The organism is Flagellimonas sp., assembly GCF_965601775.1.
Taxonomy (GTDB): Bacteria; Bacteroidota; Bacteroidia; order Flavobacteriales; family Flavobacteriaceae; genus Flagellimonas.
In genome coordinates, this window is sequence record NZ_OZ271837.1 from 390,267 (window position 1) to 406,294 (window position 16,028).

The following is a 16,028-nucleotide window of genomic DNA, read 5'->3' on the forward strand; positions in this document are numbered from 1 at the left end:
AACCCTTTACTTTTGATATTGTCTTTAACCCAGCAAGCATCAACCTAAATTTTTGGAAACCGACGTACGTTTTACACATCAAAACTTGGTAGAAGAGTGCAAGAAGGGCATTCTAGGTTCACAATATGAGCTCTATTCCCTATACGTGGATGCCATGTACAATGTGGGGTATCGGTTTTTAGGAAATAAGGAAGATGCAGAGGATATCACGCAAGACAGTTTCGTTGATGCCTTTAGGAATCTTGAAAAGTTCAAGTATGAAAGCAGTTTTGGCGCATGGCTTAAAAGGATTGTTATCAATAAAAGCATCAATCATTTAAAAGCGAAAAGAGTTGCCGTAGTGCCTATGGATGCCCATGAGTTTCATTTGTCAGAAGAAGAAACTGTAGAAGTTGATAAGGTAGATATCCAGAAGGTGAAAATGGGAATTGCCAAATTGCCCGAAGGTTATCGACAAATCATCAACTTGTATTTGATAGAGGGATATGACCATGTGGAGATTGGGGAGATTTTGGATATATCGACAAGTACTTCCAAATCCCAATATCACAGGGCGAAGAAAAAATTATTGGAAACCATAAGCGAATTGTAATGGACAATTTTGAAAAACATATTCGGGACAATGCAAGCCAGTTTGATGAGCACAAGGCTGACCGTGCCAAACTATGGGCCAATATCTCGGCAGAACTCCAAAAAGAAGAGCCTAAGATTATCCCGCTTTGGAAAAGACCGGTTTTCCGTGTTGCAGCAAGTGTGATTCTTTTGATGGGTCTGGGTGGGGTAATATTGTTCTCTTCGATAGGAGTGAACCCAGTTGAAACACAATACATGTCCAAAGAACTGACGGATATAGATATACACTATCAAAATCTGGTGTCTTACCAAGTGGAATTGGTCCGAAACAACCCAAACCTCACCGAAGAAAATAAGATTGAGTTCTTGTCCTTTATGGACGAACTGGATTTGGAGCACGAAACCCTTCGCGAGGAAATGGGAGACAACCTGGACAACGAACAGATATTGGAGGCCATAGTCGCCAATTATAAAAAGCGGATTGAGCTTATTGAAAAATTATTGAGACAGATTAACGATTCTAAAAAAGTGGATAAAGAGTATGGATACACCTTATAAAATAGCATTTTGGATGGCTTTCATGTTGTTTTCTGCATACCTGGGAACTGCGCAGGAAAGGGTGTCCAAAATTGTGGAAAGGGATTTTGAACTTTCTAACTCTGGGGAGCTTCATATAGAAAACAAATATGGAAATATAGATGTTACCGGTTGGGAACAGGACAAGGTGGCCATCAAGATTTCCATTCGGGTAAATCATAGAAAAAAGGAAAATGCCCAAAGTTTATTGAGTAGGATCAATCCTGAATTTAAATCAGGATCCAATTATGTCGCGGTAGTTTCCAAGATAACTAACAAGAATACGGGCTGGTTCGCTGATTTTTTCAATAAAACAAATCCAGTGGATTTTGATAAGCGGCATGTTCAAATAGACTACGAAGTCTTTTTGCCCAAGAAAACAGAACTCAGGGTGACCAACCGGTTTGGGGATGTCATTATAGAAAGCTGGAGCGGCCCATTGAATGCCTTGGTGGAACATGGAGATCTATGGGTGACCGAAAACCTCAACAAGGCGGATATTATTTTAAAGTTTGGAAAGGTACGCACACAAGATTTGGAATACGCCAGTTTGAACCTCAAAAATGGCGAGCTGGAAATGGGAGATTCCAATAGTCTCCGTTTAAGTAGCAGTGGAACCGATATAGAGATGAATACAGTGAAATCTTTAGAAATCTATTCAAACAAAGATGACATTGCCATTGCTGAGGTCGGTTCAGTATATGGTAATCTAAAATTTAGCACTTTGAACGTGCAGCGGTTAATGAAGGAAGTGAATTTGGATACCAAAATTGCCGATTTTCGGGTAACCCAGCACATAGAACCTCTATCCCAAATAGCATTTGAACAAGAATCTTCAGAAATAACCTTGAATGTATTGGGCTTCTCCCATCGGTTTACGGCCACTTTGGAACAGGGGGTTGTACGATTGCCCAAGAGTTTTGAGAATGTGGACTCCAAAGTTTTGGACAAGGGCAGAAGATTACGGGAAATAGAGGCAACCTACGGTGAGGGTCAATCAGGAACCATCTCCATAAATGGACTTAAGGGAATTATCACAATAAATGAGTAAAAAATTTGAAAGAAGTGCAACCCTTTAAAAAACGTGTTGTCTTTAGAAAAAAAATCAATCAATTAACAAAGTAAAATGAACAATCAAAAAAAAACCTTCTCACTGCTGTTCTTGCTACTTCTTGGCTTTTTCCTGAAAGCACAAGATGATGAAGGGAAATATATCACATTTAATGACCGAAGGAATGTGGTTCACGGGGTGTATTTGGGCATTGCCATGGGATATGGCGAAATTGAAGGGGAAGACACTTATGTGGGGACCTTTAAAGTGGCCTACGTGGCCAACCGGCAATTTGAAGTGGGCTTTTTGGCAAAGGGATTGTATTCCCGTCAAGATATTTTTAATCCAAGATCGGGAGATAACGATGATTTGTTTGCGGGGTACGCTGGTTTCCATTTGGAGCCCATTCTTTTTGGTAGATCCCGGGTGAGTCTATCCTTTCCGGTATTTATTGGAGGAGGGGCAGTGGGCTATGTGAGCCGGGATGATATTGATAATGATGTGGATATCGACATAGATGAGGATGACGTGGATGCAGTTTTTGTATTGGAGCCCGGGGTGAGTGCACTATTCAATATCTCGAGATATGTTCAAATTGAAGCCGGGGTAAAATATCGTTTCTCAAGTGAAATTGAATTAACGGACAGCCCCATTGACCGTATCAATGGATTTACCACTCAAGTGGGCATTAAGTTGGGAATCTTCAATATGGGAAGAAACCGATACAAGAAATCATTGGACCAATGAAAAAAAATAAAATAGGAAACATCCCGATTATGGCCATTCGGGTATTTTCCAAAAACGACCAGGTTTTCAAACAAGAAGGCACGGGAGACTGGCGGATTATCCCATTTAAGTGGACTACGGTAATCTTGGAATAAACAATCTTAAAACAATAATATCATGAGATTAACTAAAACCAATTGGATTTGGGGAGTCGCCCTATTGGCTGCTTCTTGCTCCACAGAAACTGTTAGGGTGTCAGATGAGGTATCAATCCGCACCTACGATTTTAATGAAATAACTGCTTTGGAAGTAGCAACGGATTTCACGGCATACGTGAGCTTTTCAGATGCAGAACAAAGCATCCGCATTGAAGCCAACAGCAATTTATTTGAAAAAATTGATGTCTTTGAGCAGAATGGAAAGCTAACGGTCAAGGTAAAGAACAATGTAAATATTAAAGGAAGAGAAACCTTAAATCTGTTTATCAACGCAAGAAGTATTATTGAATTTAGGGCTTCCTCCGACGCTTCAATTATTTTGGGCTCACCATTGAACGCTTCTTCGGCTTCCATCCGATTGAGTTCAGATGCCAACTTTGATGGAGATGTGACTGCTGATGATTTTGAACTAACGGCTTCATCAGATAGTAGGGCAATTTTATATCTGAATGCAAAAAAAGCAAATATGGACTTTTCTTCTGGTGCTCAACTTGATGGGGAGGTGGTTGTTGATGAAGCTAATGTCAAATTATCCTCTGATAGTGAAATAAATGTGATGGGTGCTATAGCAGACCTTACAGCAACACTTTCTTCGGATAGTAAAATAAAAGACTACGCTTTGGGGGTTGAAGTTTTAAAGGTGACACTTAGCTCGGATAGCGAAGCATATCTTACCGTTTCCAACACCATTGACGTAACGGCCAATTCGGATAGCAGATTTTTCTATAAGGGAGATGCTGAAATAATTAGACAGAATTTATCAAGTAATGGACAGGTTATAAAAAAATAGCATTTCTTTCTATCTTGGTGGGGTCGAAGAAATATGAAGATGCTATGGAAGAACGTAATGAACTTTATCCTGTTTTTTTAAAGGTTTCCAATCTAAATATATTGGTTGTAGGAGGGGGTAACGTAGGATTGGAAAAGCTAACCTTCTTACTGAAGTCCAGCCCCAACGCAAAAGTTCAAATGGTAGCCCCTGAGTATTTGGAGGAGACCCTTTCGCTGGCCAGCGGGCACAATGTGCAGATTATTCGAGATGTGTACCATAAAAAATATTTGGAGGGCAAGCACATGGTAATTGCATGTACCGATAGAGTAGAGGTTAATCAAGAAGTGTATCATGATTGCCGGGAAAGAAGTCTGTTGGTCAATGTAGCGGACAATCCACCATTTTGCGATTTTTATATGGGGGGTATTGTCACCAAGGGTAATGTGAAAATTGCCATATCCACTAATGGGAAATCACCTACTACCGCCAAACGACTACGTCAGTTTTTTGAGTATGTACTGCCGGAACGTATTGACGATTTGGTACAAAACCTAAATGAGTACCGCAAGACGCTAAAAGGCGATTTTGAGGAGAAAGTTGAGGCACTTAATGAATTTACCAAAGGTTTGGTGGAGCAAAAAGAAAAAAGTGACCAGAATGAGAAATGAACCAGCAGGCTGAATATCTCAATATGGTCACAACCTTCTCATAGAATAAAGCAAATCCTCTTTTTTTCTAGGTGATATGCTTACATGCATATCATTGCTCATAATAATGTAACCACCGTCCGACTTAATATATTTTTTAACCTCCTTAAGGTTAATCAAGTAGCTGTTATGTACTCTCATAAACTGATGATCGGACAATAAATTTTCATATTCTTTTAGATGCTTACTTACCAAAAGACTACTGCCATCTTTTAGGGTAAAAGAAGTGTAGGAGCCATCCGCTTTGCAAAAAATTACATCTTTAATTAGAATAAATTCCATCCCGGCAGTGGTGGCCAAACATATTTTTTCTTGCTTACGCCTTCCCTGGCCGAGATTTTGCATTAATGTTTCAATTTGCTGTCTATACACGCTGGTGTCCATTCTTCCTCGCGCTTTGTCCACCGCAGCTTTCAGCTCTTCAAGATCAATGGGTTTCAATAGATAATCCAGAGAACTGAATTTAATAGCTTTAATGGCGTATTTTTCGAATGCGGTAGTAAAGATGACCTCGAAATCAGGGATCTTCACTATAAATATAAGCGTTACCTGACCCTTGCATGTATTTTAAAGTCAAACCCGCTTTTAGAAAATGTGCTTCGTTGTTTAGCAACACTCGAGCATAGGATACGCCTAATTCTGCCCAAAGATTAGATACCGCAGACAAGTTCCCTTCGTTAATGGTGAAGTCTTGGGTTTCATCAAATCCACCTTCCTTGTCCAGCGTTTCTCCATTGATGTCTAAAGCATTGAAAAACAGCCTCCCTCTCATAAAAACGGATAGGGCGTTTTTCTCATTAATAGTTAGAAGTACGGCAGGACCCAAAATATCTGTATTAAGAGCCATGGCGTTATTTTCCATGGGGAATTTTTCCGCATTGTCAAATAAAGTATCCACATTTCCAAAAGCATCGGATAGGTTAAAACCTATATAATCATTGGAAAAAAAGACACTGGCTCCTGCTAAGTTCACTTCTAGCTTCAGTCTGGAATCTGCTATGTTAGCAGGGTTGGAAAGCACGCCGTGCACTCCGTTATAATTATCAGTTAAATATCCTACATAGGATTGCGCATTTATGGCACCGGTATAAATCAAAAGGGCATAAATGACATATTTCTTGAGTTTCATGATTCTTGGTTTAAAAACATGGTTATCAAACTTGATAGAGGTTAAATTCCTGATAAAGAGAAGACAATAAAGGTTCTTCCAAGTCCTAAAATGGATGAAGCCCTATTTTGAATTGATGAATCGAAAGATTGGATTAACAGGCTGGTTAGAGGAAAAGGAATTTCCGAAACAAAGGAATCTAAACAATCAGGGAAACTAGATGTGTAGGGTATGGAAACACCATTGGCACCAAAGAATTTTTAATTCCTTGGTGCAATGGAAACCTCAACTAAACTAAACACTTTTTTGACCAAACAATCCAAAAGTGCATTACTAACTACTAGTCTTTATGACATTTGAAAAATCAAATAAAAGACTGAATAATGACTCAAACATAATATGAAATCTCCCATCAAATAAGCCTCAATTAACGGATTAAGGTTTTCGTTTTACGGATACAGTAAATGGGCTAACGGGGAAGGTTTTTTTATTTTGGTCTAAACAAGCCAAAACCATATTAACCGTAATTTTATGGTTTGGTAACATTTTCAAGTTTCAAAAACTGCATGAACAAAGGCAAATACATTTTCTTATTCATTGTACTAACACAAATGACCTTGATTTGCTTTGTGGGTTGTGTTGAAAAAAAGGAATCCACCGAAGAAAACCCCAAGGGTCATAAAGTAGAAGAAGATTTGCAGGCTATTCCTCTATTAAAGGATAAACCGGATGACTTGCATACTCCTAAGGGTATGGTCTGGATTCCAGGGGGAACGTTTTTACAGGGAGCCGTTCCTCAAGATTCGATGGCCATGGCCCATGAAAAGCCGCAACATACGGTTGCTGTGCATGGTTTTTTTATGGATAAGCATGAAGTCACCAATGCCCAGTTCGCCCAATTTGTTGAGGAGACAGGATATAAAACTCTTGCTGAAAGAGCAATAGATTGGGAAGAATTAAAAAAGCAGTTACCGCAGGGTACCCCAAAACCTCCGGATTCTATTTTACAACCTGGGTCCCTAATGTTCAAAAGGGATATCGATGCATTGGTCAATTTTGATGATTATTCGCAATGGTGGGATTGGGTTATTGGGGCTAGCTGGAAGCATCCCTATGGACCTGACAGCTCAATTAAGGATTTGGACCAATATCCTGTTGTGCATATTGCCCTAGAGGATGCATTGGCCTATTGTAAATGGGCAGGAAGAAGATTGCCTACCGAAGCGGAATGGGAATTTGCAGCCAGGGGACAGGAACGGAAATCCATTTATCACTGGGGAGATGATGTCCAAAAATTATCCGACTATGCCAATACCTGGAATGGAATCTTCCCTTTACAGAATCAACTTACCGATGGACATGCCGATAGGGCTCCAGTAGCTTCTTATGCGCCGAATTCAAACGGACTTTATGATATGGCCGGAAATGTTTGGGAATGGACAAGTGACAAATATCATGTAAACTATTACCAAAACCTTCAGAATAAGAAAGAAGCGCCCATTGGACCAACAGGCCCTAAAACGTCATTTAATCCAACAAATCCTTTGGCAAAGGAAAGGGTAATAAAAGGGGGCTCATTTCTATGCAGTGCCTCCTATTGCGCCAGCTATCGCATTTCTGCACGTATGGCCAATACCGAAGACTCTTCCACGGAACATCTTGGTTTTCGAACGGTGGTTTCGGTAGATATGCTTAAGTAGCAATACGACTTCATGGATTGAATACTTGTTATGGAAAACAGCAAGGGGTTGGCCTGACAATTGTCATGTTTTCCTCTATTGCTGATGGTTAGCTTTGTTTGTCAAGTAGTTATAGTATGGGTGAAATGATAAAACAGCGCTCACAGAATACCGTGGAGCGCATGGCCTTTGTACAGCACCTGATAGATGATATCAAGGCTTTGGAAACGCTTTTGGAAAATGGAAGCTTCGAAGACGACATTGTTCGAATCGGTGCTGAACAGGAACTTTGTCTTATTAATGAGGAATACAGACCTTATGGGGTCAATCTGGAATTACTGAAGGCCATTGATGACCCCCACTTTACTACTGAATTAGCCAATTATAATATTGAGATTAACCTAGACCCTTTTGAACTTAAAGGCAATTGTTTTTCCTTGGTAGAAAACCAACTAAGAAGCTTGTTGCGAAAAGCTGCTACTAAGGCCGAAGGAGTAGGGGCAAAATTGCTGTTGGCGGGTATTCTGCCGACTATCGGAAAGAAGGAAGTCGGGCTGGATTATCTAACACCAATACCAAGATATTTTGCCTTGAACGATATGCTCAAGGCCTATAAAGGAGACGATTTCAATTTAAAAATACGCGGGGTGGATGAGTTGTTTTTGAAACATGATTCCGTAATGTTTGAAGCCTGTAACACCAGCTTTCAATTGCACCTTCAAATACCTTCCCATGATTTTGTTTCAAGTTACAATTGGGCACAAGCCATTGCTGGCCCTGTACTTTCGGTATGCTGCAATTCACCAATGCTTATGGGTAGAGAGCTTTGGAAGGAAACCCGTATAGCCTTGTTTCAACAGAGTTTGGATACCCGAAAAACAGCGTTTGCCCTTCGAAATCAAACCCCTCGTGTTGGTTTTGGGGATGATTGGGAAACAGGAAATGTTGCCGAAATCTTTAAAAAGGATATTTCAAAGCATAGAATATTGCTGACAAAGGACATTAAAGAAAACTCTTTGGAGAAAATAAAACGGGGAGAAATGCCCAAACTTCCGGCTTTATGTCTTCACAATGGAACGGTCTACCGCTGGAATAGACCCTGCTATGGAGTTGGAGGAGGAAAGCCACATCTTCGTATTGAAAATAGGTACATTCCTTCGGGACCTTCAGTTTTGGATGAAATGGCAAACTTTGCTTTCTGGGTGGGATTAATGAAAGGAAGACCGAAGAATTTTGATGACATGCCTTCCCAAATGGATTTTAAATCGGCCAAGACCAATTTTATAAAGGCTGCCCGTACAGGCAAAGAAACCCTTTTCTCCTGGGGTGGGGAAGCGTACAGTGCCAAAAAACTGGTGCTGAACAAATTACTTCCCATTGCCTATAAAGGACTGCATAAATGTGGGATTGATAATGCTGATGTTGAACGTCTTTTGGGTATCATAGAGGCTAGAACCAATGGCAGAACTGGGGAACAATGGCAGGTAGCGAATATTAGGGAGTTAAAAAAGAGGTATAAAACAAACAAATCGCTGGTCTTGCTCACAAAACAGATGGTGGATAACCAAACGGAGAATCTTCCTATACATCTTTGGAAAGATATCAATATCCAAGAAATCAGTCGTAAACCGAAGTTGGTGAAGGAGATTATGACTTCCCATGTACTCAAACTCTATGAAGATGATTACGTAAGCATGGCCAAGGCCATTATGGAATGGAATCAAATCCATCACATACCAGTTGAGAATGATGAAGGTGAACTGGTTGGACTTCTTACCTGGAGCTATTTGGAATCCTTGGACAAATCCATCGATTTTGAACAAACCATGGTAGCAGATGTAATGATAACCGACATAGTTTCCATCGGACCGGATGAAAAAATTAATAGCGCCTCAGCTATTTTGAATCAGCATGACATAGGATGCCTTCCCATTGTTCTCGGCAAAACCCTGGTTGGCATTCTTAGTAAACAGGATTTAGTTCAATGACCCAACTTTCCAATGAAAATACTCTGGTTGTAGTGGGTGTACAACGCATTCTTGGCCATATAAAAGGTGCTTCTGATGGACCGACCATTGTATTTTTTGGAGGAATTCATGGAAATGAACCTGCTGGGGTGATTGCTCTTAAGCAGATATTTGAGATGTTTGAAGGACGGCAAGGATCGCTCCGTGGCGAGTTCATAGGGATAGCGGGAAATTTAAAGGCCTTAAAAAAAGAAGTCCGTTTTATTGATGAAGACTTGAATCGAATTTGGCTTCCTGAGCAATTGGAAGGCCTAGAGGAATCAACCAAAAGCCTCAATGCAGAGGAGCAAGAAATGGCTGAGCTCAACGCTCTTATTGACGGGATTATATCCAATTCCAACCCTCCTTATTATTTTATCGATTTACACACGACTTCTGGGAAGACTGAACCTTTTATTGTGATGAACGACAGTTTACTTAATCGAAGTTTTACCAAAAATTATCCTCTACCAGTTATATTGGGCATTGAGGAATACCTGACAGGTGCCTTGTTGAGCCGTATCAATGAAATGGGCTATGTTGCCTTTGGATTTGAAAGCGGTCAGCACGAGGATGAAAAAGCGGTAATAAATGCGCAGAACTTTATCGAATACACTTTGGGGTTGGTAGGGTTTAATCCTATGGGGAAAATCCTGCTTAATAGAATTAAAGCTAAGCTTCAAGAATATAATGAGGCCCCCCAACGCTTTTATGAAATATATTATCAACACCTGATTCAAAACGGCTCGTTGTTTAAGATGCTTCCGGGCTTTGTCAATTTCCAATTCGTCCCCAAAGGAATATCGATTGCTATTAACGGGGATGGATTGATTACTACGGATAAAAAAAGGCAGCTTTTTATGCCACTATATCAAGACAAAGGGTATGAAGGCTTCTATTTTATACGAAGTATCCCCCTGTTTTACCTCTGGTTGTCCAAGTACCTCAGAAAATTCAAAGTGGATGGTTGGATATCACGATTACCAGGTGTACGATGGGCTTCACCCAACAAGGACACATTGATTTTGGATAGAAAAATTGCCCGTTTTTTTGCAAAATCGTTCTTTCATTTGTTGGGCTATAGGGCCAGGGAAATGGATAAAACTCATCTATTGCTAAAAAATAGGGAGAGAAATTCAAAGACCGCTTTCTACAAAAATGCGCCTTGGCGCAAGAAAAGGTAGTCGATTAGTTTTCGGAAAGTTTTTCAATAAAATCGAAAACCCTAGTTTCCAATTCTTCAAGTTGGTCAACGATATATTCAGGCTTGAGAAGCTTACAATCATGAACTGATTTTCTGGTGATATCGTTAGTAACCGCGAACACGGGCATATCGGCATTTTGAGCCGCTTTAATTCCGTTGGCAGAGTCTTCAATGACCAAGCATTCCTCTGATTTTAAACCAAGGATTTCTTTCGCTTTGTTGTAAATATCAGGTTGGGGCTTTCCGTTTTCCACATCATCCCGGGTGAGGACCAGATTAAACTTATCAAAAATCTCCATGGCTTGGGTAACTTTTTTAGCTTCTGGAATATGGGACATAGTGGCCAGAACCAAGGTGTATTTTTCATGAAATAAGCGGTGGAACAAACCAAGGGTAAACGAACAGAAATGATTGGACAAAAGTTCAGTGTCATCTAGGATTTTACGGTAGACTCTAAGTCTTGTTTCAATTAGTTTTTCTTCAATAAAATGAATATCATCCGAATCCAAATGACTTTTTAAAGAATCTACGAAGTGTCCGGCCAAACCAGTAACCACTTCCTGTCTGGATAGGCCCACAAATTGAAAGAAAATGTCCAATACATTTTCCTTTTTCACTGTGTTTTGCGTCAATTCGTTAACGGCTATGGCATACGATGTGGCTTTTAACACCTCCGTTTGAACAAGTGTTCCATCCAAATCAAAAATTACAGCTTTGATCATAGGGCAAGCTAATAGTTTCTAGCGGGATAAAGAAACATATGGCAACTTCATAACAAAATGGTTAGCTGCGGATGCTTGTAATTCTATACTTTTAGAGCAAGGAAGAAATTGGAATGGGAAAAACTGAAAATGAAAAGCGATTAGCGGCAGAAGCGTCCGTTGAATTCATAAAAGAAGGTATGGTTGTAGGATTGGGAACCGGTTCTACGGCGGAATTTATGATTCGGCGCTTGGGAGAAAAGGTGACAGAAGGACTAGTGCTGACGGGAGTGCCATCTTCCGAAAGAACCGCAAGTTTAGCCCGGGAACTAGGAATTCCCTTGACCTCTTTGGATAGTGTGGATAAGCTTGACATTTACATTGATGGGGCCGACGAAATCGATGCTGACTTCAATATGATAAAAGGGGGAGGCGGAGCCCTGCTTCGCGAAAAAATCCTGGCTTATAACTCAAAATTCAATGTAATCATTGTCGATTCCAGTAAAAAGGTGAAAAGTTTGGGTAAGTTCAGGTTGCCCGTGGAAGTGATTCCATTGGCCCATAAAAAAATTATTGATGAACTAAAGGGACTTGGACTTGATCCTATTCTTCGGAAAGTGGATGAAGCGGAATATAGGACGGATGAGAATAATTATATAGTAGACCTGGATATGTCGACCCATAAAAATGCTCAAGAATTGAATGCAACGCTTTTGGCGATACCCGGTGTGGTAGAAACGGGACTTTTTATCAATTACGTCAATGTTTTGATTGTAGGCAATGCCGGTGTAGTTGATGTAATGAAGGTTGATAGGGGCTAAAAACCTGCTTACTTACGACGTCTATTGGGTTCTTCCACGAGCTCGTCATCTTCCCAGATACCACTAGCGACTATATCACCTTTTTTACCATAAAAGATACCCTCACCAAAACGTTCATCTGCCTTCCAGTGGCCCACATATTTTTCCCCGTTGGGCCAATAGTAGGTGCCCTGACCATCTCGCTTATCATTGCTATAAGTGCCCTCGTAGGATTGACCATCGGGCCAATAGAATGTACCCTGGCCATGTCTTTGATTGTTCTTCCACTGCCCTTCATAGCGACTTCCAGTGCTTAGCAAAGCCACTCCTATGCCATTCGCTTTCTTATCCTTCACTTCCCCAACATAATGTACCACACTTCCTTTACTTGTAGTGAAAGTAAGATATTGGCCAGATGCTTTGTTTCTAAGTTGTTTTTGAAGTCTGGTTACCTGTACCCGCATTTTTTCCACCGCGAAAGTCAAGGAATCAATGGTGTTGATTTCACTAGGACTGGGCTCGGCGGTTGCTGTTGGAAGAGTATCCAATTCAGCTATAGGATCCGAATCCATTTCTCTTTTTTGGGTTTGGAGAGCTAAAAAACTCTTAGCAAAGGCCATTCGCATTTCTATAGCCGCCCCGTCGCTTTCCGTTTCCGGTTCTTGCTCTTTGCTGTATGTTTGGAGTGCGTCATCATAATTTCCTCGGATGACCAAGGAATCCCCGTGTAACAGTGCTTCATGCATGGCCAAACGAGCGGAAAGTTTTTGGGTGGTTACCTGATCTTCTTTAAGTTGTTGTTTTAGAGTTCGGGAGTTGGACCAAAAATATAGTGCCATAGCTCCAAAGACAAGAACTAAACCGTAGGTAAGTAGAGGGCGTGAGTTTTTCATGATATACACAACTATATACATGTACGAGATTAATCCCCAAAATGGATGGATGGGAGCTTATTTTTAACCTTTCTAAAATCCGGAGAGAAATATAAGTGAACCCGAAATGTCCAGTTTTGCTTATAAATTCCCCCGTTTTCCAATGTTTGTCCAGTAGAGTACATAAGTCCGGCAGCCACTGTCAATCTCGGTTGGATAATGTATCCAAGGGTAGTGGTCAAACGTAAATCTTCCAGAGGACTGGCCACTACGGCCTTTCCACTTTGCATAATGAGTTCTGCCTCAGGTGAGACATAAAAGGTTCCAGGCTCAAATTTATAATTGTTGAGAGGCACTTTTGCTCTCAGCATGTATCGCCATCGGTTTCTGAAGATGAATTCGCTGTCCTCAGCAAACCCTTGGGTCCAGCGATGTTCTATTCGTATTCTGTGATAAAACATTGTGCTTCCTAAGGGCATGGCGTACTGATATTGATGCCAAATACGCCACTCCGGAACCACGCTACGATCTTCGGATGATTCATCGGTATTGAAATTGATTCTCAAAACACCACCTAGGCTTACGTTAAAGCTTTTTGAGTAGATATACCCGATAGCGTGTCTGTTGTAAATCTGTCCAATTTGCCCAATAAAAGGGGTGTTTTCGGTTTCTTCGAAACGAAAGTGGGTCTGTGCATCCCAGAAAAGTCTTTTCGAAATCCTGATATTGCCATAGGTGTTGAACCAAATCCTGCCAACCGGGTCTTTGAATTCCGCTTCTTCCGGAAGTACATTGCCTTCTTGTGAGTGTGCTTTTGACAAGCCAAACACCACAAACAGACATACTGCTATACTGCGTAATACCAAATAATTTTTCACTGTTCAGCAGTTTTGGTATTGGATGGTATACCCAATAGTTCCAGAATGATTTGAGGGTCTTGTTCTTTTCGAAGCTTCCGCTCCAGTTTTTTGGTGGACTCATCTCGAAGCTCCAAAATACGTTTTTGAATAGCGCCAAGTAAGTTGGTCATACTGGTAACATCCTTGCATTCCATAGGTGCGGCAACAAGCTCCAGAACATAGGGTATGACCACATCTTTATGTGCTGAAGTGATACGTTTTTTAATGTCTTCGTCCATTATTGTGGCCGTAAAAGGATTCCAAAAAGAATCTTGATACGCTTCCTTTATGGTAAGCTCTTGCTCTGGAAGTTTTCCAACCGCTAAAGCGAGTTCTACCAGATTTTTAAGACAGATTAGGGTTTCTTGGCCATATTCCAACTTTTCATCGGACTCTGGCATTTCGGAATAACGTTTCAATACGATTTCCTTGGTTTCCAGAATTCCATTTAAGGCATTATTGATATCTAATCGACTTGCGGTTCGCAAAGTATCAACAGTGTTTTCCAAAATTTGGGTTTGCTGCACTAGCTGCTCATCAAGCTTTAGAAATTGCTGTTGCTTCTGTGCTTTTTTTACCCATTCGGATAGGCCATTGGAAATACTATCAAAACTTTTTGCGGCATATTCGGCCATTTTTTGAATATTGGCCACATCCACAGGCTGCCTTGCATAATCTGGGGACGATTGTAAATCCCATGAGGTAAAAGAACCTGTTCCGGTGGATACCTGTATTTGCTTTTCTGGAAGACCGTTGGCCCAAATTTGACTTGTCAATGCGTTCCTGGGTAAGAACTCGATGATTTGTTGGTCATAGAAGGCATTAAAAACTCCAAGTGGTACTAAAAAATCATCTTGAAGTTGTTTGGCTATGGCAAGGTAAAAGCTTGCTTCCCCATTTGATCGCGCCAACAGTTCCAACTGTGGATTTTTTAGGAGTTCCTCACTCATCTTGGTGCTGGACCGGTATGCTTCGGTAATGGCACTTAATTGTGTATTTTCTAAACTGTCAAGCGGGTAAAAGGGGAGTCTCACCTTAAAGCCGGGCATGAATTGGGATTTCCCCAAATCGTTAAAAAAGTTGTTTATACTTTGGTAATACTTTGAATTTTGTCTTAAAAGACGATACATCCTCATCGATTCAGGGTCTAATTCGGCCTGTTGTTTTTGAATATACCACTTTACGATTTTCAAATAGCTTTCATCCAGAGCTTTGGATTTATAGGACTGGGCGGATGTATCAAAAACTTCTAAAACAAGATTCCCTGATGGGGTGATTTTTTCAATCTTTTCCAAAAGACCGTTAGTAAAGTACCAGATTTCCGAAGGGTCGCTGGAAACATCAGAATATACTTCCCAGATATCATGGGCAAATCCGTCGCGCAGAAAACGTCCGACCAGCGTAGTTGAATCGTTCTCAATTTGAAAGCTTTTTTGGGGAATTCCACGATCAAAGGATATTTTACTGGAAAAAAGTTCTTGGGCGACCTCGGAGTTTTCAATCTTTGAAATTTTATAGGACCAATCTCCATCCGGTTTACCTCGGGAAAGATTTCCGAAGGCGTCATGTTGAATACCGCTTGCATTCACACGGTATTGGTATCCCACTACCTGACTGGCTTGGTTGGAACTGAACTCCCCGAACTGAAACTTCCAAAAACCTTCAGGATATCCTTCATTAAATGTCCCTGAAAAAGAAAAGAAGCTGTCCTTTTCCTTCAAAAGCGCATTTAGGTTGGATTTATACATGAGAAAGCTTCCTTCTGGAATGGAATCACCTTCAATAACCCTAAAACGATATTCTGCAGTACCGGTAAAACCTCCCGCACTTAACTCTCCCGAAAAGAGCTGCGTTTGGGCAACTCCTGCCATGGAGCATAAAAAGAATAAAATCCCTAGAAGTATTTGTGTAACTCCGTGGTTGAAATATTTCATGTGTTCTACGCTATTTTCTTCCCTGATTCCAAGCGAATAGGACTGAAAAACATACGTCTTACATACGTGAAAAATTGAAGTTCGGCCTATACCAGCTTAAAAAATGATAATTTTTTGTGTCCTTGGCAAAAATGATGCTTGCTTAGGTAAGCATTTAGGTCTGTGAAAGTTACTTTTTTAAGTTGAGGTTTCCGACCGATTT

Annotated in this window: 17 protein-coding genes; 11 read left to right on the plus strand and 6 right to left on the minus strand. The window is 40.6% G+C overall.

The window, feature by feature from the left end; all coding sequences use genetic code 11:
• Positions 1 to 52 precede the first annotated feature (52 nt).
• The 7 genes from ACSLUF_RS01815 (at position 53) to ACSLUF_RS01845 (ending at position 4,584) form a co-directional block, all read left to right on the plus strand.
• Positions 53 to 592, plus strand: a complete 540-nt coding sequence (locus ACSLUF_RS01815; RefSeq protein ID WP_435624429.1) for an RNA polymerase sigma factor — start codon at positions 53 to 55, stop codon at positions 590 to 592.
• Positions 592 to 1,131, plus strand: a complete 540-nt coding sequence (locus ACSLUF_RS01820) for a hypothetical protein (RefSeq protein WP_435624430.1) — start codon at positions 592 to 594, stop codon at positions 1,129 to 1,131. The genes ACSLUF_RS01815 and ACSLUF_RS01820 overlap by 1 nt, the downstream gene beginning before the upstream one ends.
• On the plus strand, positions 1,115 to 2,200 hold the full coding sequence (locus tag ACSLUF_RS01825; protein WP_435624431.1) for a hypothetical protein: 1,086 nt from the start codon (positions 1,115 to 1,117) through the stop codon (positions 2,198 to 2,200). Before ACSLUF_RS01820 ends, ACSLUF_RS01825 begins: the two co-directional genes overlap by 17 nt.
• A 75-nt stretch (positions 2,201 to 2,275) precedes the next feature.
• Positions 2,276 to 2,947 carry a hypothetical protein gene (locus ACSLUF_RS01830; RefSeq protein ID WP_435624432.1) on the plus strand — a complete coding sequence of 224 codons (672 nt, stop codon included), beginning with the start codon at positions 2,276 to 2,278 and terminating at the stop codon, positions 2,945 to 2,947.
• Positions 2,944 to 3,081 (plus strand): hypothetical protein, encoded by a 138-nt coding sequence (locus ACSLUF_RS01835; protein ID WP_435624433.1) that lies wholly within the window; start codon positions 2,944 to 2,946, stop codon positions 3,079 to 3,081. Before ACSLUF_RS01830 ends, ACSLUF_RS01835 begins: the two co-directional genes overlap by 4 nt.
• A 22-nt stretch (positions 3,082 to 3,103) precedes the next feature.
• The gene (locus ACSLUF_RS01840) at positions 3,104 to 3,934 is read left to right on the plus strand and encodes a GIN domain-containing protein (protein WP_435624434.1); all 831 of its coding nucleotides are present in this window, start codon (positions 3,104 to 3,106) and stop codon (positions 3,932 to 3,934) included.
• A gap of 44 nt (positions 3,935 to 3,978) precedes the next feature.
• Complete coding sequence (locus tag ACSLUF_RS01845; protein ID WP_435624435.1) at positions 3,979 to 4,584, plus strand: precorrin-2 dehydrogenase/sirohydrochlorin ferrochelatase family protein; 606 nt, start codon at positions 3,979 to 3,981, stop codon at positions 4,582 to 4,584.
• A gap of 27 nt (positions 4,585 to 4,611) precedes the next feature.
• Here ACSLUF_RS01845 and ACSLUF_RS01850 read toward each other — a convergent pair whose 3' ends face one another.
• Positions 4,612 to 5,154 carry a LytR/AlgR family response regulator transcription factor gene (locus ACSLUF_RS01850; RefSeq protein ID WP_435624436.1) on the minus strand — a complete coding sequence of 181 codons (543 nt, stop codon included), beginning with the start codon at positions 5,152 to 5,154 and terminating at the stop codon, positions 4,612 to 4,614.
• Positions 5,141 to 5,752 (minus strand): hypothetical protein, encoded by a 612-nt coding sequence (locus ACSLUF_RS01855; RefSeq protein ID WP_435624437.1) that lies wholly within the window; start codon positions 5,750 to 5,752, stop codon positions 5,141 to 5,143. The genes ACSLUF_RS01850 and ACSLUF_RS01855 overlap by 14 nt, the downstream gene beginning before the upstream one ends.
• Before the next feature lie 545 nt (positions 5,753 to 6,297).
• Between ACSLUF_RS01855 and ACSLUF_RS01860 the strand changes: the two genes are divergently transcribed.
• The 3 genes from ACSLUF_RS01860 to ACSLUF_RS01870 all read left to right on the plus strand — a co-directional run bounded on the left by ACSLUF_RS01860 (position 6,298) and on the right by ACSLUF_RS01870 (position 10,600).
• Positions 6,298 to 7,431, plus strand: a complete 1,134-nt coding sequence (locus tag ACSLUF_RS01860) for a formylglycine-generating enzyme family protein (RefSeq protein WP_435624438.1) — start codon at positions 6,298 to 6,300, stop codon at positions 7,429 to 7,431.
• Positions 7,432 to 7,547: 116 nt separating this feature from the next.
• Complete coding sequence (locus ACSLUF_RS01865) at positions 7,548 to 9,398, plus strand: CBS domain-containing protein (RefSeq protein ID WP_435624439.1); 1,851 nt, start codon at positions 7,548 to 7,550, stop codon at positions 9,396 to 9,398.
• The gene (locus ACSLUF_RS01870) at positions 9,395 to 10,600 is read left to right on the plus strand and encodes an aspartoacylase (RefSeq protein WP_435624440.1); all 1,206 of its coding nucleotides are present in this window, start codon (positions 9,395 to 9,397) and stop codon (positions 10,598 to 10,600) included. Before ACSLUF_RS01865 ends, ACSLUF_RS01870 begins: the two co-directional genes overlap by 4 nt.
• A 4-nt stretch (positions 10,601 to 10,604) precedes the next feature.
• Here the strand turns inward: ACSLUF_RS01870 and ACSLUF_RS01875 are convergent, their stop codons facing one another.
• Positions 10,605 to 11,342, minus strand: a complete 738-nt coding sequence (locus ACSLUF_RS01875) for an HAD family hydrolase (protein ID WP_435624441.1) — start codon at positions 11,340 to 11,342, stop codon at positions 10,605 to 10,607.
• Positions 11,343 to 11,455: 113 nt separating this feature from the next.
• Here ACSLUF_RS01875 and rpiA point away from each other — a divergent pair, with 113 nt between their 5' ends.
• Positions 11,456 to 12,142 (plus strand): ribose-5-phosphate isomerase RpiA, encoded by a 687-nt coding sequence (gene rpiA / locus ACSLUF_RS01880; RefSeq protein ID WP_435624442.1) that lies wholly within the window; start codon positions 11,456 to 11,458, stop codon positions 12,140 to 12,142.
• Between the two features lie 8 nt (positions 12,143 to 12,150).
• On the opposite strand, the gene ACSLUF_RS01885 is transcribed toward rpiA, so the two are convergent.
• From ACSLUF_RS01885 to ACSLUF_RS01895, 3 genes are read right to left on the minus strand one after another with little or no spacing between them, the layout of a single operon-like run.
• The gene (locus ACSLUF_RS01885; RefSeq protein ID WP_435624443.1) at positions 12,151 to 13,014 is read right to left on the minus strand and encodes an MORN repeat-containing protein; all 864 of its coding nucleotides are present in this window, start codon (positions 13,012 to 13,014) and stop codon (positions 12,151 to 12,153) included.
• Positions 13,015 to 13,043: 29 nt separating this feature from the next.
• Entirely contained in the window at positions 13,044 to 13,871 is an 828-nt protein-coding gene (locus ACSLUF_RS01890; protein ID WP_435624444.1) for a DUF2490 domain-containing protein, read from the minus strand.
• Positions 13,868 to 15,826, minus strand: a complete 1,959-nt coding sequence (locus ACSLUF_RS01895) for a hypothetical protein (RefSeq protein WP_435624445.1) — start codon at positions 15,824 to 15,826, stop codon at positions 13,868 to 13,870. The genes ACSLUF_RS01890 and ACSLUF_RS01895 overlap by 4 nt, the downstream gene beginning before the upstream one ends.
• Positions 15,827 to 16,028: the final 202 nt, after the last annotated feature.

Coding starts and splice junctions, on each gene's coding strand:
- ACSLUF_RS01820 (WP_435624430.1), top strand. CDS start 592: ATGGACAATTTTGAAAAACATATTCGGGACAATGCAAGCCAGTTTGAT.
- ACSLUF_RS01830 (WP_435624432.1), top strand. CDS start 2,276: ATGAACAATCAAAAAAAAACCTTCTCACTGCTGTTCTTGCTACTTCTT.
- ACSLUF_RS01885 (WP_435624443.1), bottom strand. CDS start 13,014: ATGAAAAACTCACGCCCTCTACTTACCTACGGTTTAGTTCTTGTCTTT.
- ACSLUF_RS01845 (WP_435624435.1), top strand. CDS start 3,979: ATGGAAGAACGTAATGAACTTTATCCTGTTTTTTTAAAGGTTTCCAAT.
- ACSLUF_RS01865 (WP_435624439.1), top strand. CDS start 7,548: ATGGGTGAAATGATAAAACAGCGCTCACAGAATACCGTGGAGCGCATG.
- ACSLUF_RS01875 (WP_435624441.1), bottom strand. CDS start 11,342: ATGATCAAAGCTGTAATTTTTGATTTGGATGGAACACTTGTTCAAACG.
- ACSLUF_RS01840 (WP_435624434.1), top strand. CDS start 3,104: ATGAGATTAACTAAAACCAATTGGATTTGGGGAGTCGCCCTATTGGCT.
- ACSLUF_RS01855 (WP_435624437.1), bottom strand. CDS start 5,752: ATGAAACTCAAGAAATATGTCATTTATGCCCTTTTGATTTATACCGGT.
- rpiA (WP_435624442.1), top strand. CDS start 11,456: ATGGGAAAAACTGAAAATGAAAAGCGATTAGCGGCAGAAGCGTCCGTT.
- ACSLUF_RS01870 (WP_435624440.1), top strand. CDS start 9,395: ATGACCCAACTTTCCAATGAAAATACTCTGGTTGTAGTGGGTGTACAA.
- ACSLUF_RS01835 (WP_435624433.1), top strand. CDS start 2,944: ATGAAAAAAAATAAAATAGGAAACATCCCGATTATGGCCATTCGGGTA.
- ACSLUF_RS01895 (WP_435624445.1), bottom strand. CDS start 15,826: ATGAAATATTTCAACCACGGAGTTACACAAATACTTCTAGGGATTTTA.
- ACSLUF_RS01860 (WP_435624438.1), top strand. CDS start 6,298: ATGAACAAAGGCAAATACATTTTCTTATTCATTGTACTAACACAAATG.
- ACSLUF_RS01825 (WP_435624431.1), top strand. CDS start 1,115: ATGGATACACCTTATAAAATAGCATTTTGGATGGCTTTCATGTTGTTT.